Raw genomic sequence first — 23,235 nt, forward strand, 5'->3', positions numbered from 1 at the left:
CATGAGCGATGCAGACAATCCGCAAGTCCCGCCAGCCTCCGGCGACACCGAGCGCCGGCCGGTCGATTTCTACCGTGCCGAGACCTACAAGGCCGAGGAAAGCATCGGGTATTTGATGCGCCGCATCCTGAGCGCGGTGGCCCAGGCGGTAGAAACCCGTATGTGCGAGCCCGGCAGTCCCACCTTTCCGCAATGGTTGCCGCTGTACAAGCTGCATGTCGGCGCAGCCACCACGGTGGCCGAACTCGCCCGGGCCTGCGAGCTCGACGCCGGTGCCATGACGCGCCTGCTCGACCGCCTCGAGGCCAAGGGCCTGTGCCGCCGCGTGCGCTCGCTGGAAGACCGCCGCGTCGTCAACATCGAGCTCACCGAGGAAGGCCGCGCCGCCGCGCAGGAAGTGCCGTACGTGCTGAGCCGCGTGCAGAACGAGCACCTGGCGGGCTTCACCAGGGAAGAGTGGGAGCAGCTCAAGGGCTACCTGCGCCGCATTCTCGACAACGCCCAGGCCCTGGCGGCCCGTGGAGATAAAAATGACTGAATCACTTGCCGCGCGCGCCGTGCGCCGCACCCCCGTCGTTGCCGCCGTGCTGCTTGTGGCCGCGCTGGCCGGCTGTGCCGACATGGCCGGCATCGGCTCGGAGGCCCGGCTGCGCGACGCCGCGTCGCTCGGCATTGCCGCGGACCGCAGCGCCGCCGCCGTGCCGGGCGTCGAGCGCCAATGGTGGCTGGCCTTTGGCGATGCGCAGCTCAACGCGCTGATCGACCAGGCCGTGGCCGGCAATCCGAACCTGCAGGTGGCGCGTGCACGGCTCGCGCGCGCGCAGGCTTCCGCGGACATCGCCGGGGCGGCACTGAAGCCCAAGGTCAATGGCGAACTCGACCTGAACCGCCAGAAGTTCAACAGCAACTACATCTACCCCGAGCCGCTCGGCGGCTCCACGCAGAACATCGGCCTGCTGCAGCTCGGCGCGAGCTGGGAGCTCGACTTCTTCGGCAAGAACCGCACCGCGCTCGAAGCCGCCATCGGCAGCGCCAACGCCGCGGCAGCCGATGCCGATGCCGCGCGCGTGCTGCTGGCCAGCAACGTGGCGCGCAGCTACTTCCAGTGGGCGCGCCTGAACGAGCAGCTCGGCGTGGCCCGGCGCACGCTGGCCCAGCGCGAGGAAACGCTCAAGCTGGTGCGCGACCGCGTGTCCGCCGGCCTCGATACCCGCCTCGAACTGCGCCAGAGCGAAGGCGGCCTGCCCGAAGCGCGCCAGCAGATCGAAGCCCTTGGTGAGCAGATCGCGCTGCAGCAGCACGCGCTCGATGCGCTCGTGGGCCGGCCCGATGCGTCCACATCGCTCAAGCCGCCGATGCTGGAGGCCGTCAAGCCGATCGCGCTGCAGGCCAGCATTCCGGCCGACCTGCTGGGCCGCCGCGCCGACATCGCCGCCGCGCGCTGGCGCGTCGAGGCCGCCACCAGCGACGTGGCCAACGCCAGGACCCAGTTCTATCCCAACGTGAACCTCACGGCCTTCGTCGGCTTCCAGAGCCTGGGTTTCGGCAAGCTGCTCAAGTCGGGCAGCGAGCAGTGGGGCGTGGGCCCCGCGATCCACCTGCCGATCTTCGAAGGCGGCCAATTGCGCGCCAACCTGCGCGGCAAGGCAGCCGACCTGGACGCTGCGATCGAGAGCTACAACGCCACGGTGCTCGATGCGGTGCATGACGCGGCCGACCAGGTGTCCAGCGCCCAGTCGATCACGCGCCAGCAGGCCGAGCAGCGCGCCGCGCAGGCCGCCGCCGAAGGGGCCTACGACATCGCCGTGCAGCGCTATCGCGCGGGCCTGGGCAACTACCTCAACGTGCTGACCGCCGAAACCGCGGTGCTCGCGCAGCGCCGGCTGGCGGTCGACCTGGCCGCGCGCGCGCTCGACACGCAGGTGGGCCTGGCGCGCGCGCTCGGCGGCGGCTGGCAGCCGCCGGCAACCGCCACCGCCACGGCGCCCGCCTCATCTGCCGCATTGAACTGAACTGAACTGAATCGACTTTTTCGTCTTCGGAAAGAACTCCATCATGAGCGACAACAACACTCCGACGCCCGCTGCAGCCAACGCTTCCGCAGCTCCTGAAGCACCCGCTGGCAACGGCAAGCGCCGCCGCGCGCTGACCGCACTGGCGGCCGTGGTGATCGTCGCCGGCGGTGGCTGGGGCCTTTACGAATGGCTGGTGGCCAGCCACTACGAGGACACCGACAACGCCTACGTGCAGGGCAACGTGATCCAGATCACGCCGCAGATCGGCGGCACCGTCATGGCCATCAACGCCGACGACACTGACTTCGTGAAGGCCGGCCAGCCGCTGGTGCAGCTGGACCCCGCCGATGCGAAGGTGGCGCTCGAGCAGGCCGAGGCCGCGCTCGCCCAGGCCGTGCGCCAGGTGCGCACGCTCTACGCCAACAACGGTTCGCTGGCCGCGCAGGTCACGCTGCGCCAGGCCGACATCGTCAAGGCGCAGAGCGACATCGCCAAGGCGCAGGACGACTTGCAGCGCCGCCGTGCGCTCTCGGGCAACGGCGCGGTCTCGAAGGAAGAACTCAACCATGCCGAAACGGCGCTCGACAACGCGAAGAGCCAGCTCGCCGCTGCGCAGGCCGGCGTGGTGGCCGCGCGCGAAGCGCTGGCCAGCAACCAGTCGCTGACCGAAGGCACCAGCGTGGCCCAGCACCCGAGCGTGCAGGCCGCCGCCGCCAAGGTGCGCGAGGCCTACCTGGCCACGCAGCGCGTGGCCATGCCCGCGCCGGTCGACGGCTACGTCGCCAAGCGCACCGTGCAGCTCGGCCAGCGCGTGGCGGCCGGCACGCCGATGATGTCGATCGTGCCGCTGAACCAGCTGTGGGTCGACGCCAATTTCAAGGAAGTGCAACTGCGCAACATCCGCATCGACCAGCCCGTGAAGCTCACGGCCGACGTCTACGGCAAGAAGGTGGAATACACCGGCAAGGTCGCGGGCCTGGGCGTGGGCACCGGCAGCGCCTTTGCGCTGCTGCCCGCGCAGAACGCCACCGGCAACTGGATCAAGGTGGTGCAGCGCGTGCCCGTGCGCATCGCGCTCGACCCCGAGCAGCTCAAGGCCAACCCGCTGCGCATCGGCCTGTCGATGGATGCCGAGATCGACATCTCGCAGAAGGGCGGCAAGATGCTGGCCGACGCGCCGCGCGCCACCGCCATTTCGCAGACGCAGGTCTACAGCAAGCTCGACCACGGCGCCGATGCCGAAGTCGAGCGCATCGTGGCCGCGAATCTCGGCCGTGGCGCGCCGACGGCCGCCGCAGCGCCGGCGGCGGGCCGCTCCGCCACGCCTGCGGCAACGGCCGGAACCGCGGCCCACGGCGCTTCGCAGTCCCATCCCGGCTGATCGCCATTCACGGTTCCCGAGGCAAAGCCAATGGCCACTGCTGCTCCCGCCTACGTCGCGCATCCGCCGCTCGAGGGCGCCGCCCGCGTCTGGGGCACGATCGCGCTGTCGGCCGCCACCTTCATGAACGTGCTCGACTCGTCGATCGCGAACGTGTCGCTGCCGGCCATCTCCGGCGACCTTGGCGTGAGCACCACGCAAGGTACCTGGGTCATCACCAGCTTCGCGGTGGCCAACGCCATCGCGGTGCCGCTCACGGGCTTCATGACGCAGCGCTTCGGCCAGGTGCGCCTGTTCATGGCGAGCGTGATCCTGTTCATGGTCGCCTCGCTGCTGTGCGGCCTAGCACCGAACATGACCACGCTGATCCTGTTCCGGGCGCTTCAAGGCTTCGTCGCGGGGCCGATGATTCCGCTGTCGCAGACGCTCTTGCTGTCGAGCTATCCGCGCGCCAAGGCGGGCCTCGCGATGGCGATGTGGTCGATGACCACGCTGGTCGCGCCGGTGATGGGGCCGCTCTTGGGCGGCTGGATCACCGACAACATCTCGTGGCCGTGGATCTTCTACATCAACATCCCGGTCGGCATCGTCGCGGCCGCGATCACCTGGGCGCTCTACCGCAAGCGCGAGAGCAGCACGCACAAGGTGCCGATCGACGCCATCGGCCTCGCGCTGCTGGTGCTGTGGGTCGGCTCGATGCAGCTCATGCTCGACAAGGGCAAGGAGCTCGACTGGTTCCACTCGCCCGAGATTGTCACGATGGCGGTGATCGCGGTGGTCGGCTTCGCGTTTTTCCTGATCTGGGAGCTGACCGACAAGCACCCGGTGGTCGACCTGTCGCTCTTCAAGCGCCGCAACTTCTGGTCGGGCGCCGTGGCCACGGCCGTGGCCTATGGCCTGTTCTTCGGCAACGTGGTGCTCTTGCCGCTGTGGCTGCAGCAATGGATGGGCTACACCGCCACGCAGGCCGGCATGATCATGGCGCCGGTGGGGCTGCTGGCCATCTTCTTCTCGCCGGTGGTCGGGCTCACGGTGGCCAAGATCGACCCGAGGCGCTACGCCACCTTCTCATTCCTGGTGTTTGCGCTGGTGCTGTGGATGCGGTCGAACTTCAACACGCAGGCCGACTTCGTGACGATCATCATCCCGACGATCATCCAGGGCATCGCGATGGCGTTCTTCTTCATTCCGCTGGTGACCATCACGCTCTCGGGCCTCACGCCCGACCGCATCGCGGCCGCGTCGGGGCTGTCGAACTTCCTTCGCATCACCGCGGGCGCCATGGGCACGTCGATCACCACCACGCTGTGGGAGAACCGCGCGGCGCTGCACCACTCGCAGCTCGCGGAGTCGGTGAACCAGGGCAACAACGCGGCGACCAGCGCGATGTCGGGGCTTGCGAGCAGCGGCCTGAGCACCGAGCAGGTGATGGGCCAGATCAACCGCATCGTCGACCAGCAGTCCTTCATGCTGGCCACCAACGACATCTTCTATGCGTCGGCGATCCTGTTCCTGCTGCTGATTCCGCTGGTGTGGCTGGCCAGGCCGCAGCGCGGCGGTGCGGGCGGCGACGCCGCAGCCGGCGCGCATTGAGGGCGCGCGTTCTTCTTCAGGCGCCGAGTATCCGCAGCACGTCGTAGCACGCCCCCATGGTGTGATAGTCGGTCTTGCCGGCGGGGCTTTTTTCGTCGCTGATCTTGCGGTTGTCGGGCGCGAGGATGCGGTACCAAGCGCCGTGGCGGTGGTCGACGAAATGCGCCCAGCTGTAGGCCCAGATGCGGTCGTACCAGCTCCAGTAACCGGCATCGCCAGTGCGCACGGCCAGCAGGGCCGCGGCGGCAAAGCTCTCGGCCTGCACCCAGAAGTACTTGTCGCCGTCGCACACCGCGCCGTCGGGGCCGAATCCATAGGCGAGGCCGCCATGCGCCGCATTCCAGCCGCGGAGCATCGCGGTGTCGAAGAAGTGCCTGGCGCGCAGCACGGCCCAAGCCGCTTCGCGGCCCGCGGCAACGAGCGCACGCTCCAGCTGCAGCAGCAGCTTGGCCCATTCAGTGAGATGGCCGGTCTGGAAGCCCCAGGGCCGGAAGATGTTGCTCTTGTCGCCGCGGTTGTAGTCCCAGTCGACCGACCAGTCTTCGCGGTAGTGCTCCCAGACCAGCCCGCCGGCCAGCGCGGCCTGCCGGCCCGTGATCGACTCCGCCAGCGCGAGCGCGCGATCGAGATAGCGCGCATCCCGCGTGGCCTCGAAGGCCGCAAGCATCGCCTCGCAGGCGTGCATGTTGGCGTTCTGGCCGCGGTACGCACCCACATGCCAATCGGCGGTGGCTTCGTCGGCATAGAGCGCGTGCTGCGGCTCCCAGAAATGCTGTTCCATCAACTGCCACGTGTCTTCGAGCCCCGCGCGCGCCTCCTCGATGCCGGCCATGAGCGCGTGCGCATGCGCGAGCAGCACGAAGGCCAGGCCGTAGCAATGCTGCGTGCCGTCCTGCACGGTGGCGCGGCCGTCGTGCCAGTCGATCTGCCATGCGTAGCCGCCGCCCGGCTGCGCATGCGCGCGCTGCACGAAAGCCAGGCCGTGGCGCGCAGCGTCGAGGTGCTTTGGATCCCCGAAGCGCCGATACGCCATCGCATGGTTGAAGACGAAGCGCGTGCTGCTGACCAGGTGGCGCGTGCGCCGGTCGTACACCGTGCCGTCGTCCTTGAAGAAGTGGAAGAAGCCACCTGATGGGTCGCGGCTGACCGGCTCATAGAAGGCCAGCGTGTGCAGGATGTGGCCGATCAGGAATTCGGGCGAGCGGAAGTTCGGCATGGAAGTAGGGGTTCGAACCGATGAGTCATTGTCATTGTGACGACAGTCGTGCGCTGCCGGAGACAGCCGCCGAAGGCAGGTTGCACTGCAGCATAGGCATTTGCCCCAGTATGCAAGCGGGAGGCGGCCACGAACAATCGGTCCGCGCTCGACAGTGGCGCGATGAGATGGACCGCATGACCGACATATCTTTCCTGAACCCGGGCGACTTCGCGAGATGAGCGACGTCATCCTCGAAACACGCCAGCTCACCAAGGAATTCAAGGGGTTCACTGCGGTCAGCAAGGTCGATCTCTCGGTGGTGCGCGGCTCGATCCATGCGTTGATCGGCCCGAACGGCGCCGGCAAGACCACCTGCTTCAACCTGCTCACCAAGTTTCTCGAACCCACCAGCGGCACGATCCTGTTCAACGGGCACGACATCACGGGCGAGCGGCCGGCGCAGATCGCGCGGCGCGGCATTATCCGCTCGTTCCAGATATCGGCGGTGTTTCCGCACCTCACGCTGCTGGAGAACGTGCGCCTCGGGCTGCAGCGCGCGCTCGGCACTTCGTACCATTTCTGGAAGAGCGAGAAATCGCTCGAGCCGCTCAACACACGCGCCCGCGAACTGCTTGCGGAGGTCGGCCTGGCGCACGAGGCCGGCGAGCTCACGGTGAACCTGCCCTACGGCCACAAGCGCGCGCTCGAGATCGCAACAACGCTGGCCATGGACCCCGAACTGATGCTGCTCGACGAACCCACGCAGGGCATGGGCCATGAAGACGTGCACCGCGTGGCCGAACTCATCAAGCGCGTGTCGGCCGGCCGCACCATCCTGATGGTCGAGCACAACATGAGCGTGGTCTCGACCATTGCCGACACCATCACGGTGCTGCAGCGCGGCGCCGTGCTGGCCGAAGGGCCGTACGCGGAGGTCTCCAGGAATCCGCAGGTGATGGAGGCCTACATGGGCACCACCGACGGCCAGCTTCAAGGGGCACATTGATATGAACCCCCACGCTCCTCACTTCGTGTATGCGCTGCCCCCCGAGGGGGCGCGGGCCTCCTTTGGGGCGGCCCGGCAGGAGGCCCCATGACCGCTGCCTTGGAAATCAAGGGCCTGCACGCCTGGTACGGCGAATCGCACGTGCTGCACGGCGTCGACATGGTGGTACAGCCCGGCGAGGTGGTCACGCTGCTCGGGCGCAACGGCGCGGGGCGCACCAGCACGCTGCGCGCCATCATGGGCCTGACAGGCTCGCGCAAGGGCAGCATCGAAGTCAATGGCGTGCAGACCATCGGCATGGCCACGCACCGCATCGCGCACCTGGGCATCGGCTATTGCCCCGAAGAGCGCGGCATCTTCGCGAGCCTCTCTGCAGAGGAAAACCTGCTGCTGCCGCCGCCGCTCAAGAACGTCAAGGGTGCGGGGCCGGGCATGTCGGTGGCCGAGATCTACGAGATGTTCCCCAACCTGGCCGAGCGCCGCAACAGCCCGGGCACGCGGCTGTCAGGCGGTGAGCAGCAGATGCTGGCGGTGGCGCGCATCCTGCGCACCGGCGCCAAGCTGCTGCTGCTCGACGAGATATCCGAAGGCCTGGCCCCCGTCATCGTGCAGGCGCTCGCCCGGATGATCCACACGCTGCGCGGCAAGGGCTACACCATCGTGATGGTGGAGCAGAACTTCCGCTTTGCCGCGCCGCTGGCCGACCGCTTCTACGTGATGGAGCACGGCCGCATGGTCGAGGCCTTCGGCGCCAAGGAGCTCGACGCCAAGATGCCCGTGCTCAGCGAGCTGCTGGGCGTGTAGCCGCGGCCCCGCCAATCGTTTTTCCGTTGACTCTCTCAACCATTCCAGGAGACACCATGCAAACCAAGCTCAAAATCATTGCTCTCATGCTCGGGGCCGCGGGTCTTGCGAGCCATGCCGTGCAGGCGCAGGAGAAGGTCGTCATCGGCTACATCAGCGACCTGTCGGGCCTGTACGCCGACCTGGAAGGCAAGGGCGGCGCAACGGCCATCCAGATGGCCATCGACGACATGGGCGGCAAGGTGCTCGGCCAGCCGGTGGAGGTGCTGAGCGTCGACCACCAGAACAAGCCCGACATCGCCGCCTCCAAGGCGCGCGAGTGGATCGACACCGCCGGCGCCACGATGATCTTCGCGGGCACCAATTCGGGCGTGGCGCTGGCCACCGCCAAGGTGGCGCAGGAGAAGAAGCGCGTGTTCTTCACCAACGGTGCAGCCACCTCGGCGCTCACCAACGCGCAGTGCAGCCCCTACACCGTGCACTACGCCTACGACACGGTCGCACTCGCCAAGAGCACCGGCGGCGCGGTGGTCGACACGGGCGGCAAGAGCTGGTTCTTCCTGACGGCCGACTATGCCTTCGGCCATGCACTCGAGGGCGACACCGCCAAGGTGGTCAAGGCCAAGGGCGGCACGGTGGTAGGCACGGTGCGGGCACCGCTCAATGCGTCGGATTTCTCGTCCTTCCTGCTGCAGGCGCAGAACTCCAAGGCCCAGGTGCTGGGCCTGGCCAATGCCGGCGGCGACTTCATCAACTCGATGAAGGCATCGAAGGAGTTCGGCATCGACAAGTCGATGAAGGTCGCGGGCCTCCTGGTGTTCCTCACCGACGTGAAGAGCCTGGGCCTGCCGGCCACGCAGGGCCTGCTGCACACTACCAGCTGGTACTGGGACGCGGACGACGAGTCGCGCAAGTGGGCCGCGCGCTACGAAGCCAAGACCAAGAACAAGCCGACCGACATCCAGGCGGCAGACTACTCGGCCACCATGGCCTACCTCAAGGCCGTGGAGGCAGTGAAGAGCACCGATGCCGACAAGGTCATGGCGCACCTCAAGAAGACGCCGATCAACGACTTCTATGCCAAGGGCGTGATCCGCCCCGACGGCCGCATGGTGCACGACATGCTGCTGGCCGAAGTCAAGAAGCCGTCGGAATCCAAGGGCCCGTGGGACCTGCTGAAGATCGTCAAGAAGGTGCCGGGCGACCAGGTCTACACGACCAAGGAAGAAAGCACCTGCGCGCTGTGGAAGTAACTGCTGCCTGAGCAGGAGCTGGCCGTACGCGGCGCGGCTCCCGCGCGAAGCCGCTGCCTCCTTTCTGAACCTCGATTCCATTCACGATGAATATTTCCATGCCTGCCCTGTTGAGCCAGCTCCTGCTGGGGCTGGTCAACGGGTCGTTCTACGCGATCCTGAGTCTGGGGCTGGCGGTGATCTTCGGGCTGCTCAACGTCATCAACTTCGCGCATGGCGCGCTGTTCATGATGGGAGCGGTGCTGTCGTGGATGGCGATGAATTATTTCAACGTCAACTACTGGGTCATGCTGGCGGTGGCGCCGCTCGTCGTCGGGCTGTTCGGCGTGCTGATCGAGCGGCTGCTGCTGCGCTGGATCTACAAGCTCGACCACCTCTACGGCCTGCTGCTCACGCTGGGCCTCACGCTGCTGATCGAAGGCGGCTTCCGTTCGGTGTACGGCGTGTCGGGCCTGGCCTACAACACGCCCGAGGCGCTGAGCGGCGGCACCAACCTGGGCTTCATGTTCCTGCCCAACTACCGTGCCTGGGTGGTCGTCGCATCGCTGGTGGTGTGCTTCGCCACTTGGTATGCGATCGAAAAGACGCGGCTGGGCGCCTACCTGCGGGCCGGCACCGAGAACCCGCGGCTGGTCGAGGCCTTCGGCGTCAACGTGCCGCTGATGGTGACGCTGACCTACGGCTTCGGCGTGGCGCTGGCGGCCTTCGCCGGCGTGCTCGCGGCGCCGGTGATCCAGATCTCGCCGCTGATGGGGCAGAACCTCATCATCATCGTGTTCGCGGTGGTCGTGATCGGCGGCATGGGCTCGATCATGGGCGCCATCCTCACGGGCCTGGGGCTCGGCGTGATCGAGGGCCTGACCAAGGTGTTCTACCCGGAGGCTTCGGCCACCGTGGTGTTCGTGATCATGGTCGTGGTGCTGCTGATCCGTCCCGCCGGCCTCTTCGGCAGCGAGAAGTGAAGTCCATGAAGAAAATATCGCTCGTCGTCTACGCAGTGCTGCTGCTGGCACTCGTCGCCGCACCCTTCATCGGCTTCTATCCGGTGTTCGTGATGAAGGTACTGTGCTTCGCGCTCTTTGCCTGCGCCTTCAACCTGCTGCTGGGCTACACCGGCATGCTGTCCTTCGGGCATGCCGCGTTCCTCGGCGGCTCGGCCTACCTCACTGGCCAGGCGCTCAAGGTCTGGCATTTCACGCCCGAGCTCGGCCTCGCCATGGGCACGCTGGCCGGCGCGCTGCTGGGGCTGGTGTTCGGTTGGCTGGCCATTCGCCGCCAGGGCATCTACTTCTCGATGATCACGCTGGCGCTGGCGCAGATGATGTACTTCGTCGCGCTGCAGGCGCCCTTCACCGGCGGCGAGGATGGACTGCAGAGCGTGCCGCGCGGCAAGCTCTTCGGCATCGTCGACCTGCGCGACGACCTCACGATGTACTACGTCGCGCTGGTGATCGTGGTGGCGGCCTTCCTGCTCATCGCGCGCACCGTGCATTCGCCGTTCGGCCAGGTGCTCAAGGGCATCAAGGAGAACGAGCCGCGCGCCATCTCGCTCGGCTACGACGTCAACCGCTTCAAGCTGCTGGCCTTCGTGATCTCGGCCGCGCTGTCGGGCCTGGCCGGCTCGCTCAAGACGCTGGTGCTCGGCTTCGCTTCGCTGAGCGACGTGCACTGGACCGCATCGGGCCACGTGATCCTGATGACGCTGGTGGGCGGCCTGGGCACGCTGTCGGGCCCGCTGGTGGGCTCGGCGGTGGTGGTGCTGCTGGAGAACAAGGTGGGTGACTTCGGCAGCTTCATGGCGCACCTCACCGGGGTCGACTGGTTCAACACGCTCGGCGAGTCGGTCACCATGGTCACGGGCCTGATCTTCGTGATCTGCGTGCTGGCGTTCCGCAGGGGGATCATGGGCGAGGTCATCGCTTTCCTCGACCGGCGCCGCGGCAAGAAGGCCTGAGAAAACGAAAGAAGGCGGACTCTGTCCGCCTTCTTCGCTTCTGGCGCAAGCCTGCTCAGGGCAGCGCGGTGATGCGGTTGGCCGCGGGCGGCGCGAGCGGGCTGTTGGCCTTGATGTAGGCCTCGAGGGCGTCCACGTCCTGGTCGCCGCCGAGCGTGTCCGTGCCCTGGTTGAAGACCGTGAAGTTGTCGCCGCCGGTGGCCAGGAAGCTGTTCATCGTCACGCGGTAGCTCGCGCTGTCAGTCATCGCGGTTCCGTTGAGCGCCATGTTGCTGATGCGCGAGCCCGCGGGCGCCGAGAGGCTGTAGCTGTAGCTCAGGCTGCGCGAAGGCAGCAGCACCCTCGGCGAGGCGACCGTGTTGCTGCCGCTGTTGAACTGCTGCTCGAGCAAGGCCTTGATCTGCGCGCCGGTCATCGTCTTCACCACCAGGCTGTTGCCGAAGGGCTGCACGCTGAAGATCTGGCCATAGGTCACGCTGCCGTCGCCGGCCGGCACGAGATCGGCGCGCACGCCGCCCGGGTTCATGAATGCGATCTGGGCGCCGCCCTTGTCGCTGGCGCTGGTCGCGGCGAGCTGCGCATCGGCGATCAGGTTGCCGAGCACGCTTTCGCGGGAGGCCGTCTGCGTGCGCGTGGCGGGACCGGAGAGCGTACCCACCACCCGCTGTACCAGCGGCGCCGCGACGGACAGGTACTGGCTGACGAGCGCGGCCACTTCCTGGTTCTTGCCGAACACGGGGTACTGGTCGGTCACCGCCACCGTGTTCGCGCCGCTGGTGTACGCCTCGCCCTGGACGATCACGTTGTCGGCCGACTTGGCCGTGACCTTGCGGGTGCGCGTGTCGATCGTCAGGTTGATGTCGGTCAGCAGGGTGCCGTACTGGCCGGCGCTGGTCAGCAGGAAGGGCTTGGCCGGATTGGTCTGGCCGTAGTCGCAGATGTAGGAGCGGTGCGTGTGGCCCGAGATCACCACGTCGACCGAGGCGTCGAGCTTGTTGAGGATCGGCAGGATGTCGCCGTTCAGGCCGGCGCAGCTCTTGTCGTTGTAGCCCACGGTGGTGGTGCCGCCTTCGTGGACCACCACCACGATGGCGTCGGCGCCCTGGGCCTTCAGCTGCGGGATCAGCGCGTTGGCCGTGTCGGCTTCATCCTTGAAGCTCAGCCCCGCGACGCCGGCCGGCGTCACGATGCTGGGCGTACCCTTGAGCGTCATGCCGATGAACGCGACCTTCACCGTGGCGCCGTCCTTGGAGAAGGTCTTGATGCCCGTGGCGGGGAACAGCGTGGTGCCGTCGGTCTTCACGGTGTTGGCGGCCAGGAAGCCGAAGTTGGCGCCCGGGAAAGCCTTGTTCACGCGGCAGGGCTCCAGCGGCGTGTTCTTGGCGCAGCCGCCGTTCTTCATGCGCAGGAGTTCGGTCTGGCCCTTGTCGAACTCGTGGTTGCCGACGGCGTTGAAGTCGATCTTCATCGCGTTCACGGCTTCGATGGTCGGCTCGTCGAGGAACAGCGCCGACACCAGCGGCGAGGCGCCGATCATGTCGCCGGCGGAGACCACGGCGTTGTTCTCGTTCTTCGCCTTGAGCGACGCGATGGCCGAAGCAAGGTAAGCGGCGCCGCCGGCGGGCACTGCGACCGTGCCGCCTTCCCTGGCCGGCGCGGTGATGGAAAGCCTGGGCGGCTCGAGGTTGCCGTGCAGGTCGTTGAAGGCAATGAGCTTCACGTCCATGCTGCCGGGCGCGGCGGGCGGGGGCGGTGCCGGGGGCGCGGGAGCAGGAGCGGGCGGGAGGAACGGAATGAACCCGTTCGAATTGCTGCTGCTTCCGCCGCACGCGGACAAGGTGGCCAGGACAACCCCCGCCAGGGCGAGATGTTTCAACGATGCGTGCATGAGCCTCTCCTCATTTGATGGAATGCAGCGCATGCTGGACATGGCAGATGACGTCGCCATGACCGCCCCCGCAGAAAGAGTGATCAGGGCAGGGGAACCACGCGGATGGCCACGCCGGGGCCGAAGGCGCGCTGCAGCAGTTCGCTGGCTTGTGCGCTCTGCGCATCGCCGGGCGACTGCACCGCCAGCCATCCCTCGGTGGCTCGCCGCTGCAGGTGCCAGCCCTCCTGCCCGATGCGGATCAGGCTGGCGAGCGAAGCGGCATCCGCGATGGGCAGCGCCGCGGGCGCGATGTCGAGCCAGTCCACCACCTGGTCGGCTTCGCCGCCGAGCCGCGCGGTCGCGCCGTCCACCAGCGCTTGCTGCGTGGCCGCATCCCTGACTGCGCCCTGCAGGATGATCCCGTTGCCGTGCCAGCGGATTTCAAGCGCTGCGTTCGTTGCCGGTGGGGCCGGCCGTGCGGCTGCGAACACCCACGCGGCGCCTGCGGCGGCCAGCAGAACCATCAGCAGCGCGATGACCCGGGGTCTTCTGTTCATTCGAGCCTTGGCGCACGTCCATCGTGCAAACGTCGAATGCCGAGTTCAGGGGCCCGGCATGACGGCGTGATGACAGTCGCACAGGGTTGCTGCGCGGCCTCAGAGCCGCAGTGGCGCGGCGTAGCCGGTCATCTCCAGGTAGCCCCGGCCGGCACGGCGGCCTTGCGCATCGACGAGGTCGCTCAGGCCTTCCCAGTACACCCCGCCGGTGGAGCCGCGGCTGTCGAGCTCCTGGTCGTCGAACAGCGCGTGCACCTCGAAGCTGCCCGATGGGGTATGCACGCGCCAACGGGTCGGGTACTTGGCCTGCGTGCGCGGGCTGGTCCACGTGTTCGCGCTTTCGAAGCGCACCTCGTCGCTGTTGAAAATGCGCAGCGCGCCATCGCGCGTGCGAAACGATCCGCCGGCCCACAGCGCACTGCCGTCGCGGCGCCGCAGGCGAAAGGCGGTGAGGGCGCTGCCGTCGTCCAGGTTCATGCCGATCCAGTCCCAGCCCACGGCCTCGGGATGCATCAGCGCTTCACTCCATTCGTGGTCGAGCCAGGCGGTGCCGCCGACGTCGAAGGCCTGGCCCTTGACCGTGAGCCTGCCCTGCGCGCGCAGCTGCGGCTCGCTGTAGTAGTAGCTCGCCTGCGCTTCCTCCGGTCCCTTGCGAGAGAGCCCGGCCTTGCCTTGCAGCAGCACCGCCTGCGTGGGCGTGAAGCGCAGGTCGAGCGAGAACTCGCCGGCCGGGATGCGCGCCGAATAGCTGCCGTCCTCCATGCGCACCAGCGACCAGTCGCGCAGGCGCACGTCGGTGTCGGCTTCGCTGGCCGATGCAACGCCGAAGCCCGCGCGCGCAATGCGCTGGTCGTGCAGCAGCACGCGGCCTTCGAGGTCGGTGACGGCTGCGTGCGCGAACACGAGGTTCCTGGCCGCGAAGGCCGAGCGCAGGCCCTGCGCCGCATCGATGCGCGAGCGGAAGAAGGTCACCTGGAAGCCGAACTCGCGTCCCGCCGGAGTCTTCGCGTGGCCCGTGATGTACCACCACTCGGTTTGCAGATCGGGATGGCTGCCGTAGTCGCGCGGGAACTGCAGCGTGCGCGCGGGCAGTGCCCAGCCTGCGGGCGCAGCGGCCAGCGCCGCGAGCAGCAGGCTGCGGCGCGAGAGCTTGTGGAGCGCGGCCGGCGGCATCACCCCGCAACCAGTGCGTCGATGCGCTGCTGCGCCGGGCCGATGTCGCCGAACGCGTTCTGCACCCAGGCCGCATCGTGATAGCTCGGCAGGTAGCGCTCGCCCGCATCGCACAGCAGCGAAAGGATGGAGCCCTGCCGGCCGGCCGCGCGCATCTCGCGCGCAATGGCCAGCATGCCGACGAAGTTGGTGCCGGTCGACGGGCCGACCTTGCGGCCGAGCAGCGCCGAGAGCGCGTGCATGGCCGCCACCGAATCGAGATTGGGAACCTCGATCATCCGGTCGACCAGCGTGCGGATGAAGCTCGGCTCCACGCGCGGCCGGCCGATGCCTTCGATGCGCGAGCCCGCCGCCGTCAGCGTGGCGTCGCCGGTGCGGTGGTAGGCCGAGAACACCGAGCCCTCAGGGTCGGGCACGCACACCTGCGTGTCGTGGCAGCGATAGCGCACATAGCGCCCGATGGTGGCGCTGGTGCCGCCGGTGCCTGCGCCCACCACGATCCACGCCGGCACTGGATGCCGCTCGCGCGCCATCTGCTGGAACATGCTTTCGGCGATGTTGTTGTTGCCGCGCCAGTCGGTGGCGCGCTCGGCATAGGTGAACTGGTCCATGTAATGGCCGCCGGTCTGCTCGGCGAGCGCGTGCGCTTCCTCGTAGACCTGCGCCGCATGGTCGACGAAGTGGCAGCGCGCGCCATAGAAGGCGATCTGTGCCACTTTCTCGGGCGAGGTGCTGCGCGGCATCACGGCGATGAAGGGCAGCCCCAGCAGCCGCGCGAAATAGGCTTCGCTGACCGCCGTCGAGCCGCTCGAGGCCTCGACGATCGTGGTGCCCTCGCGTACCCATCCGTTGCACAGCGCATAGAGGAAGAGAGAACGCGCGAGCCGGTGCTTGAGGCTGCCGGTGGGGTGGGTCGATTCGTCCTTCAGGTACAGGTCGATGCCGGCCGCGGCGAGCGCGGGCAGCGGCAGCGGGATCAAGTGCGTGTCGGCACTGCGCTGGTAGTCGGCCTCGATGCGGCGGATCGCGCCGCCGAGCCAGCCGCCGCAGGAGGAAGAGGAGGGTGTTTGCTGCATATCTGTGCCAGTCTACAAGTCGCTGGTGTTGATGGGCTGTTGGCTTGTTTGTGTTCGGGGGCCGGGGCGAGAGCCGGCCCCGGAACGCCAAAAAACTACCAATCCTCCTTCACAGCAAGAACAACATCCCTCCCCGCGGCAGCCCGCCCCGCCAGCCACGCAGTTACCGTCCCTGCGGCAACCACGGCCGCGCAGAGCACCAGCAGCCGCCCCCAGGGCACCAGCAAATCCATCGTCCAGTGAAAGCTCTGCGGATTGACCACCTTCACCAGCACCACCGATACCGCCAACCCGAGCAGGAGCCCCGCCACGGTGCCGATCGCGGTCCAGGCCGCGCCTTCGCCCGCCACCACCGCCAGCACCTGCCGTCGCGTGAAGCCCAGGTGCGCGAGCAGCCCGAACTCCTTGCGCCGAGCCAGCACCTGCGCGCTGAAGCTCGCTGCAATGCCGAACAGGCCGATGGCAATGGCCACGGCCTGCAGCCAGTAGGTCACGGCAAAGCTGCGATCGAAGATGCGCAGCGAGGTGGCGCGGATCTGCCCGACCGACGAGATCTCGACGTTCGTAGTCGTCGAATCGGAGCCGTCGCGGCGCGCCGCCAGCTCGCGCACCGCGGCCTGCACCGCGCCCTCGGACGCACCCGGCGCGAGCCACAGCGACACATCGCTCACGTTGCGTTCGCCTGTCAGGCGCTCGAAGTCGTGCGCGTCCATCGTGATGGCGCCGAACTGCCGCGCATAGTCGCGCCACACGCCCGCGACGAAGAACGCAGCTGGATCAGAGCCTGCGGTGGCCAATGCCGGCGACAGCGGCGCGAAGAGAGAGCCCGGCTTCGCGCCATACAGCTCGACCATCGGCTCGCTCACGTAGATGCCGACCTGGCCGGCAGGCACCGGCAGCGCGGGGCCCACCAGCGGCAGCGCCTGTGACGCGCCGCCTTCGAGGCTTCGCGCGATCAGCGTGACCGCGGGCTGCGCGGGGTCGAGCTGCAGCGAGCGGGTTCGCAGCGTGCCGATGCGCGCAACGCCAGGCAGCCGTGCCAGCGCCTGCACGAAGGGCGGCGCAAAGGTGGCGGTGTCGCTGCTGCTCTGGGTCCCCGAATTGCCGGAGCGGCCGCTCGATGTGGCGCGAACATAAAGATCGGCCGGCAGGACCACGTCGAGCCAATGCGTGACCGAATCGCGAAAGCTCGCCACCATCACGGTGAGCGCCACCGCGAGGCTCAGGCTTGCGACCACACCGCTCACCGCCACGGCCGCGGTACCGCGCATGCGCCGTGCGCGCTCGATGGCCAGCATCGGCAGCACGCGCTCGGCGAATGCTGGCGCGATGCGGTCGTACAGCAGCGCAATCAGCCAGGGCAGCGCGGTGATGCCGCCCACCAGCAGGCAGCCCACCGAGAGATACGCCGCAATCGGAATACCGCCGACGGCCGGCATGTTGGCCAGCGCCGCGCTGGCGACAATGAGGCCCAGCGCGAGCCAGTGGCTGTGGCCCGGCACGGGCGCGGCGCCCAGGCCCTTGAGCGTTTGCGCTTCAGGCAGCGCCTGCGCCGCGCGGGCGGGCCACCAGCCGCCCACCAGCGCGGCAAGCACGCCGAGCCCGCCATACAGCAGCGCCGAGGCGTTGCTCCAGTGCAGCGTGGGCGCCACGCCCTCGAAGTAGCCGCCGCCCAGGTCGCCACCGAGCACGCGCAATGCGAAGGCCGCGAGCGCCGTGCCCAACGCAAGGCCGGCGCCGCTTCCGATCAGGCCCAGCACCAGCGATTCGGTCAGCACCAGGCGCAATCGCTCGCGCGGCGTCAGGCCCAGCACGCCGAGCAGCGCAAACTGCTGCGCCCGTTTGGCAACGCTCAGCGCCAGCACCGAGAACACCAGAAAGGCCCCGGTGAAAAGCGCCACCAGCGCCAGCACCGTCAGGTTGACGCGGTAGGCGCGAGAGAGATTGCTCACGCGCTCGGCCGCGTCGCCCGGCTCGGCAAACTGCAGGCCGGCGGGCCAGCCCGGCGAGCGCTGCAGCGAGGCGGTGAAGGCCGCCCGGTCGGTGCCCGGAGCGAGCCTCAGGTCGACGCGGCTGAGCTGGCCGAGCTTGTCGAACAGGTCCTGCGCGGCCGCGATGTCCAGCACCGCCAGCGCGGCGCCGCCGGCGGCAACATGGCCTGCAACCTCGAGCCGCTGCCAGGCACCGCCGCCAGTGCGCAGCTGCGCCGTCTCCACGCGGCCCTCCGGTGATTCGGCCGCTTCGGCCGGGAGTCCGAGCGCGCTGCGCGCCGCCGCATTGAGAAACACATGGCCCGGCGCGAGCATCGCAAAGCGCGCGGCGTTTCTGTCGGGCTGCGGCATCAGCGCCGGCGCAATGGTGGGCAGCGCCAGCGCATCGATGCCGATCACGCGCATCGGCACCTGGCGTTCGCCGGCCAGCGCAAGCCCCTGGAATTCGAGCACCGGGCTTGCGAGCGCCACCTGCGGATGCTGCGCGAGCCGCGCGAACACCGCTTCGTCGAAGCTGCCTTGCACGGCGCGCACTTCGAGATCGGGCTGGCCGTTGACCGAGCGCACCGCGCTCGAGAATTCGTCGAGGGCCGAGGCATTGATCAGCTGCACCGAGAACGCAAGCGCCACGCCCAGCATCACGGCCAACACGGCCGCGGCGTTGCGCCAGGGATGGTGGCGCAGTTCCTGCCATGAGAAGGTGGAGAGCAAGGCACGCATGCCGCGATTGTGGCCGGCGCGCGCGAAGTTCCGCGGCCGTGGCACCATGGCGCCTCTTCGATGCCTGGGGAATTCCACGATGCGGCTTTCTTGCTCCGCCTTGGCCCGCCGATGGATGGCGGCCTGGCTTGCTGCCCTGCTGCCGGCCGCCGCCGCATTGGCACAGCCGTCGCCCATCACCCTGGCCAGCGATCCTGCCGCCATCGCGAAGATGGCGCTCGGCGCCGAAAGAGGGACGCTCGTGGTCGGCGTGCTGCACGGCGGCAAGGCCACCTATGGTGTGGCGCACAACCCCGAGCCGTCTGCAGCGCCACGCGCCATCGAGCCGAACAGCGCCGAGCAGCCAATGTTCGAGATCGGCTCCGTGACGAAGGTGTTCACGGGCCTGCTGCTGGCGCAGTCGGTGGAGCGTGGCGAAGTGAAGCTCGACGACACCGTGGGCCAGCTGCTGGCCGGCAAGGTGGCGCAGCCGCTCTCTCCCGCGGTGGCCTCCGTGACGCTGCGCCAGCTCGTGACCCACACCGGCTGCATGCCCGTGATGGCCGATGGCGTGACCGGTGGGCCCGCGCTGGCCGCGCAGTTCCGAGCCTTCGACAAGGCGGCGTTCTGGGATGCGCTGTCGCGCATCCGGCTCACGGCGCCGACGCCGCCCTGCGAAGCGGCCTACAGCAATTTCGGGATGGCGCTGCTGGGCCAGATCCTGGCCGAACGGCTCGGCACCACCTGGGGCGAACTGGTGCGCGCGCGCATCACCGAGCCGCTGGGTATGAACGACACGGTGATCCAGCTCGGCGACAAGGCTTCGCGCATGGCGCCGGCCTTTGCCGGCGACCGGCGCCAGCGGCTGCTCGACATGGCGGCCTATGCGCCGGCCAGCGCACTGCGCTCCACGGCCGCCGACATGCTTACGCTGAGCCGCGCGATCCTCGCCGGCGCCAGCGGTCCGCTGGGCCCTGCCGCCGCACGCATGCTCACGCCGCTCGCGCGCTACGAAGGCGCCGAGATCGGCTATGCGGTGATGGTGCGCGGCCCTGAAGGCGGCCGGCGCACCTACTACCACGCAGGCGTGACCGAGGGCTACCGCACGCTGTGGCTGCTTGCGCCCGACACCGCAGAAGCGCTGATCGTGCTCGGCAGCAATGCGCGCGCGCCGCTGCAGCCCGTGATGCTGGCCATCGGCAAGAGCCGCTACCCGGTGCCAACCGTGGAGGTGCCCCTCGATCCGCAGCGCCTTGCGGATTACCAGGGCGAGTTCCGCATCAACAAGGCCAAGACGCTGGGCTTTGCCGTGCGCAGCGGCCGCCTGCTGGTGCGCGAGACGGGCCGTGGCTACAACGCGCTCACGCCCATTGGGAGCGATCGCTTCGCGGTCACGGCCATCGGCGCAGAGGTCACGTTCCGGCGCGGAGAAGGCAATGCGGTGGTCGGCGTGACGCTGGCGCAGGGCGGCAGCCAGCTGGATGCGCGCAGGGTGGGCGAGGCCGTGGCGGTTCCGCAGGATTGACCGGTCGTCTTCAGGCGATGAAAGCTCAAAGCCGTTCCGACATTGCGTTGAGGTAGGCGCGCACGGCGGCATTGCTGCTGAGGCCGATCGCCCGGTCGTAGGCCTGGCGTGCCGCTGCGCGCGCACCGCCGGCCGCGAGCAGGTACGCGCGGGCGGCCCAGAACGGCTGGTAGCTCGCCACCTCGGTGGCCGGAATGGCCTCCAGTGCGCGCAGGCCGATGTCGGGGCCGCGCGCATTGGCCAGCGCGCAGGCCAGACTGACCTGGGCACCGATGCTGGGCCGCAGCGCCAGCAATCCTTCGTAGAGCGACACCAGCACTTCGGGCGGCACGGGCGCACCCACGCGGCGCTCGCAATGGGCCGACTGGATGGCCGCCTCCAGCTGGTACGGGCCGAGGCGGTTCATCTCCGAGGCCCGGCGCAGGCAGCGTTCGGCCTCCGCGAGCAGGTCGGGGTTCCAGCGCAGCGGGTCCTGCTGGTCGAGCGGCACGTAGGCGCCGGTTTCGCTGCGGCGCGCCGCAGCGCGGCTTTCGCAGAAGAGCATCAGCGCGAGCAGGCCCAGCGGCTCGGGCTCATCGGGCATCAGGCTGCACAGGATGCGGCCGAGGTCGATGGCCTCGGCGGTGAGGCCGCGCGGCAGGGCGTCGGCGCCGTCGACGTCGTCCCAACCGGTGCCGTAGGCGGCGTAGATGCCGTCCAGCACGTCCTGCAGCCGCTGTGGAAGTTCGCGCGCCTGCGGATATTCGAAGGGAATGCCCGCGGCGCGGATGCGCGCCTTGGCCCGCACCAGCCGCTGGCCCAGCGTGGAAGGCGCGGTGAGAAAGGCGCCGGCCATGCGGGCGGCGTCGAGGCCGAGCACGGCCTGCAGCATCAGCGGCGCGCGGGCCGCCGCGTCGATGGCCGGATGCGCGCAGACGAACATCAGCCGCAGCCGCTCGTCGGGCACGGCCGCGCCTTCGATGCCGGCGGCGTTGTCGACCTCGCCGGCCAGCAGCAGCAGGGTCTGTGTCGCGTCGTCCTGCACGCGGCTGTGGCGCCAGGCGTCGAGCTTGCGGTGCCGCGCCACGCTCAGCAGCCAGGCATCGGGCTGCGCGGGAATGCCGTCGGCCGGCCAGCGTTCCAGCGCGCGCGCGAAGGCCTCGGCGAGCGCATCTTCCGATGCGGCGATGTCGTGCGTGCGCGCGGACAGGATGGCCAGCAGGCGGCCGTACGACTCGCGCGCCGCACGTTCGGCGGCCTGGTGAGCCGCCGGGCCGTTCACGGTGTCGCCGCCGCGATGGCCGTGGCGGTAAAGACCGGCCGCACCTCCACACCCCCGCTGGCCGCGCAGGGCGCACGGGCCGCCCATTCGAGCGCGGCATCGATGTCCGGCACGTCCACCACGAAGTAGCCGCCGAGCTGCTCCTTGGTGTCGGCGAAGGGGCCGTCCTGCACCTGGCGCTTGTCGCCGCGCACGCGCAGCGTGGTGCCGGTCATCGGCGGGAACAGGCCGTGGCCGCCGAGCGAAATGCCCGACTGGCGCACCGCATCGGCATACGCCACCCAGCTGGCCCGGTAGGCCTGCGAGGACGCGTCGTCCCGTTGTTCGAATTCGGCCGCGGGCTGATAGAACATCAACATGTACTGCATGGTGTCTCTCCATCGTGGAAAAGAGGCTGAGCAGGATCGCTCACCACAATGACGGCCCGCTGCCGGTCATTTCGACACGGCGTCCGTGTCGAGCAGATGATTTTTTACGCGATTGCCGTTCGACGCAACGGTTGCGCTACCTAGGCCTTTAGGCTGCCCTGGCCTGCGCGGCGGGCGCGAACATGGCCTCCATCTCGCTTCGCAGCCTGTAGGCGGGGGTCGAGGTGTCCATGGCCACGTCGGCCCAGCTGAGGCTCTGCCCCTTCTTCACCGGGCGCACCAGCTTGACGTTGTGCGCGAGCCCGAGCGGCAGGCCGCCCAGGCCGAGCGAGCGCTCGGCCGGCAGCAGCTTGCCCCAGACGGTGTAGCCGCCTTCGCCGTCGAGCATTTCGCCGGTCGCCAGGTCGCGCTTGGCCGTGGCCACCACGTCGGCGTTCCAGCAGGTGGCCACGCCGGTCGGCTCGCCGCGCAAGGCGACGCTCGCCACCGACATGCCGACCTCCAGGCCGATCAGGTGCCAGCGCTTGTAGAGCGTGAAGTAGCGCCCGCTCGGGTCGGTGTGGGCGTTGTATTCCTCGAAGCAGTTCCTGATGTAGTCGGTCTCGGCCTCGACCGTGACCCACACGCCCATGCGGATGTCGTAGGGGATCTTTCGTCCGTTGGCCTCGAGCGAGGAAATGACCTCGACCATGCCCTTGCGCTCGAGCACGCCGCCTTCGCTCTGCGGGCGCGTGACGAAGGGAATGTCCTCCACGCTCGCGGGCGGGTAGAGCAGGCCGTCCGAAGGCACGGTGAGGCCGGTCGCGTTGGCCACCGCCGAGCTTTCGATGGACGGCTTGGAGCCGTCGAGAAAGCTGTTGAACATCTTCGGATTGAGGCCGCCGCGCAGCGCCTGCTGGGGCGTGAGGCCGTAGTTGCCCCAGACGGTCTCGGGCGTCGATTCGGTGAAGTGCGGCAGCCACTTGTGGCCGCGTCCGGCCGCCACCACCGGAAAGCCGCAGGTGCGCGCCCAGTCGACCAGGTCGCAGATCAGCGCGGGCTGGTCGCCGAAGGCCAGCGAATAGATCACGCCGGCCTGCTGCGCGCGGCGCGCAAGCAGCGGGCCGCAGAAGGCATCGGCCTCGACCGTGACGTTGACCACGTGCTTGCCGTGCGCAAACGCATCCAGGCAATGCTCGACGGCCGCCACCGGGTTGCCGGTGCACTCGACCACGATGTCGATCGACGGCTCGCGCGTCACGGCCTGCCAGTCGTCGGTGATCCAGGTGCTGCCTGTCTTCAGGGCCTCCTGCACCGAGCCCGCCGCGGCGCGCTCGGGCTTCCAGCCCACGCGTTCGAGGTTGACGCGCGCCGCCGCGGGCGACAGGTCGGCAATCGCCACCAACTGCACGCCGGGCGTGCGCGGAATCTGCGCGAGGTACATCGAGCCGAACTTGCCGGCGCCGATCAGGCCGATACGGATGGGACGGCCCTCGGCGGCGCGCTGCTGCAGGCGGGTGTAGAGGCTCATG

19 protein-coding genes are annotated in these 23,235 nt (G+C 68.7%); 10 read left to right on the plus strand and 9 right to left on the minus strand.

Translation table 11 applies throughout. The features are described from left to right. The first annotated feature begins 1 nt into the window (after position 1). From EJO66_RS30055 to EJO66_RS30070, 4 genes are read left to right on the plus strand one after another with little or no spacing between them, the layout of a single operon-like run. A complete protein-coding gene (locus EJO66_RS30055) occupies positions 2 to 538 on the plus strand; it encodes a MarR family winged helix-turn-helix transcriptional regulator (protein ID WP_124961626.1) in 537 nt (178 codons plus the stop codon). Next, entirely contained in the window at positions 531 to 2,012 is a 1,482-nt protein-coding gene (locus EJO66_RS30060) for an efflux transporter outer membrane subunit (RefSeq protein ID WP_125966957.1), read from the plus strand. Before EJO66_RS30055 ends, EJO66_RS30060 begins: the two co-directional genes overlap by 8 nt. Positions 2,013 to 2,055: 43 nt before the next feature. Beyond that, positions 2,056 to 3,396, plus strand: coding sequence for an HlyD/EmrA/EmrK family protein (locus EJO66_RS30065; protein ID WP_124961624.1), 1,341 nt, complete (start codon positions 2,056 to 2,058; stop codon positions 3,394 to 3,396). Positions 3,397 to 3,426: 30 nt separating this feature from the next. Beyond that, positions 3,427 to 4,989, plus strand: a complete 1,563-nt coding sequence (locus tag EJO66_RS30070; protein WP_124961623.1) for a DHA2 family efflux MFS transporter permease subunit — start codon at positions 3,427 to 3,429, stop codon at positions 4,987 to 4,989. A gap of 16 nt (positions 4,990 to 5,005) precedes the next feature. On the opposite strand, the gene EJO66_RS30075 is transcribed toward EJO66_RS30070, so the two are convergent. Next, entirely contained in the window at positions 5,006 to 6,205 is a 1,200-nt protein-coding gene (locus EJO66_RS30075) for an AGE family epimerase/isomerase (protein WP_124961622.1), read from the minus strand. A 217-nt stretch (positions 6,206 to 6,422) separates the two neighbouring features. Between EJO66_RS30075 and EJO66_RS30080 the strand changes: the two genes are divergently transcribed. From EJO66_RS30080 to EJO66_RS30100, 5 genes are all read left to right on the plus strand, one after another. Beyond that, entirely contained in the window at positions 6,423 to 7,193 is a 771-nt protein-coding gene (locus tag EJO66_RS30080; RefSeq protein WP_124961621.1) for an ABC transporter ATP-binding protein, read from the plus strand. A gap of 87 nt (positions 7,194 to 7,280) precedes the next feature. Continuing rightward, a complete protein-coding gene (locus EJO66_RS30085; RefSeq protein WP_124961620.1) occupies positions 7,281 to 7,997 on the plus strand; it encodes an ABC transporter ATP-binding protein in 717 nt (238 codons plus the stop codon). A gap of 56 nt (positions 7,998 to 8,053) precedes the next feature. Further along, positions 8,054 to 9,250, plus strand: a complete 1,197-nt coding sequence (locus EJO66_RS30090) for an ABC transporter substrate-binding protein (RefSeq protein WP_124961619.1) — start codon at positions 8,054 to 8,056, stop codon at positions 9,248 to 9,250. A gap of 86 nt (positions 9,251 to 9,336) precedes the next feature. Next, positions 9,337 to 10,212 carry a branched-chain amino acid ABC transporter permease gene (locus tag EJO66_RS30095; protein ID WP_124961618.1) on the plus strand — a complete coding sequence of 292 codons (876 nt, stop codon included), beginning with the start codon at positions 9,337 to 9,339 and terminating at the stop codon, positions 10,210 to 10,212. Positions 10,213 to 10,217: 5 nt separating this feature from the next. After that, positions 10,218 to 11,204 (plus strand): branched-chain amino acid ABC transporter permease, encoded by a 987-nt coding sequence (locus EJO66_RS30100; protein ID WP_124961617.1) that lies wholly within the window; start codon positions 10,218 to 10,220, stop codon positions 11,202 to 11,204. Between the two features lie 55 nt (positions 11,205 to 11,259). On the opposite strand, the gene EJO66_RS30105 is transcribed toward EJO66_RS30100, so the two are convergent. The 5 genes from EJO66_RS30105 to EJO66_RS30125 all read right to left on the minus strand — a co-directional run bounded on the left by EJO66_RS30105 (position 11,260) and on the right by EJO66_RS30125 (position 18,591). Next, positions 11,260 to 13,092 (minus strand): bifunctional metallophosphatase/5'-nucleotidase, encoded by a 1,833-nt coding sequence (locus EJO66_RS30105; protein WP_124961616.1) that lies wholly within the window; start codon positions 13,090 to 13,092, stop codon positions 11,260 to 11,262. 83 nt (positions 13,093 to 13,175) lie between these two features. Beyond that, the gene (locus EJO66_RS30110) at positions 13,176 to 13,631 is read right to left on the minus strand and encodes a hypothetical protein (RefSeq protein WP_124961615.1); all 456 of its coding nucleotides are present in this window, start codon (positions 13,629 to 13,631) and stop codon (positions 13,176 to 13,178) included. A gap of 99 nt (positions 13,632 to 13,730) precedes the next feature. Next, entirely contained in the window at positions 13,731 to 14,804 is a 1,074-nt protein-coding gene (locus EJO66_RS30115) for a lipocalin-like domain-containing protein (RefSeq protein ID WP_125966958.1), read from the minus strand. Further along, positions 14,804 to 15,880, minus strand: coding sequence for a PLP-dependent cysteine synthase family protein (locus EJO66_RS30120; protein ID WP_124961614.1), 1,077 nt, complete (start codon positions 15,878 to 15,880; stop codon positions 14,804 to 14,806). Before EJO66_RS30120 ends, EJO66_RS30115 begins: the two co-directional genes overlap by 1 nt. A gap of 95 nt (positions 15,881 to 15,975) precedes the next feature. Further along, positions 15,976 to 18,591 carry an FtsX-like permease family protein gene (locus EJO66_RS30125; RefSeq protein WP_185738407.1) on the minus strand — a complete coding sequence of 872 codons (2,616 nt, stop codon included), beginning with the start codon at positions 18,589 to 18,591 and terminating at the stop codon, positions 15,976 to 15,978. Between the two features lie 100 nt (positions 18,592 to 18,691). On the opposite strand from EJO66_RS30125, the gene EJO66_RS30130 reads away from it, so the two are divergent. Next, positions 18,692 to 20,095 carry a serine hydrolase domain-containing protein gene (locus EJO66_RS30130; RefSeq protein ID WP_223262453.1) on the plus strand — a complete coding sequence of 468 codons (1,404 nt, stop codon included), beginning with the start codon at positions 18,692 to 18,694 and terminating at the stop codon, positions 20,093 to 20,095. A 25-nt stretch (positions 20,096 to 20,120) separates the two neighbouring features. Here EJO66_RS30130 and EJO66_RS30135 read toward each other — a convergent pair whose 3' ends face one another. The 3 genes from EJO66_RS30135 to EJO66_RS30145 form a co-directional block, all read right to left on the minus strand. Then, on the minus strand, positions 20,121 to 21,356 hold the full coding sequence (locus tag EJO66_RS30135; RefSeq protein ID WP_124961611.1) for an RNA polymerase sigma factor: 1,236 nt from the start codon (positions 21,354 to 21,356) through the stop codon (positions 20,121 to 20,123). Next, positions 21,353 to 21,724, minus strand: a complete 372-nt coding sequence (locus EJO66_RS30140; RefSeq protein WP_124961610.1) for a YciI family protein — start codon at positions 21,722 to 21,724, stop codon at positions 21,353 to 21,355. Before EJO66_RS30140 ends, EJO66_RS30135 begins: the two co-directional genes overlap by 4 nt. Before the next feature lie 148 nt (positions 21,725 to 21,872). Next, on the minus strand, positions 21,873 to 23,234 hold the full coding sequence (locus EJO66_RS30145) for an NAD(P)H-dependent oxidoreductase (RefSeq protein WP_124961609.1): 1,362 nt from the start codon (positions 23,232 to 23,234) through the stop codon (positions 21,873 to 21,875). Position 23,235: the final 1 nt, after the last annotated feature.

Origin of the sequence: Variovorax beijingensis, assembly GCF_003951285.1 — a bacterium.
Taxonomy (GTDB): Bacteria; Pseudomonadota; Gammaproteobacteria; order Burkholderiales; family Burkholderiaceae_C; genus Variovorax; species Variovorax beijingensis.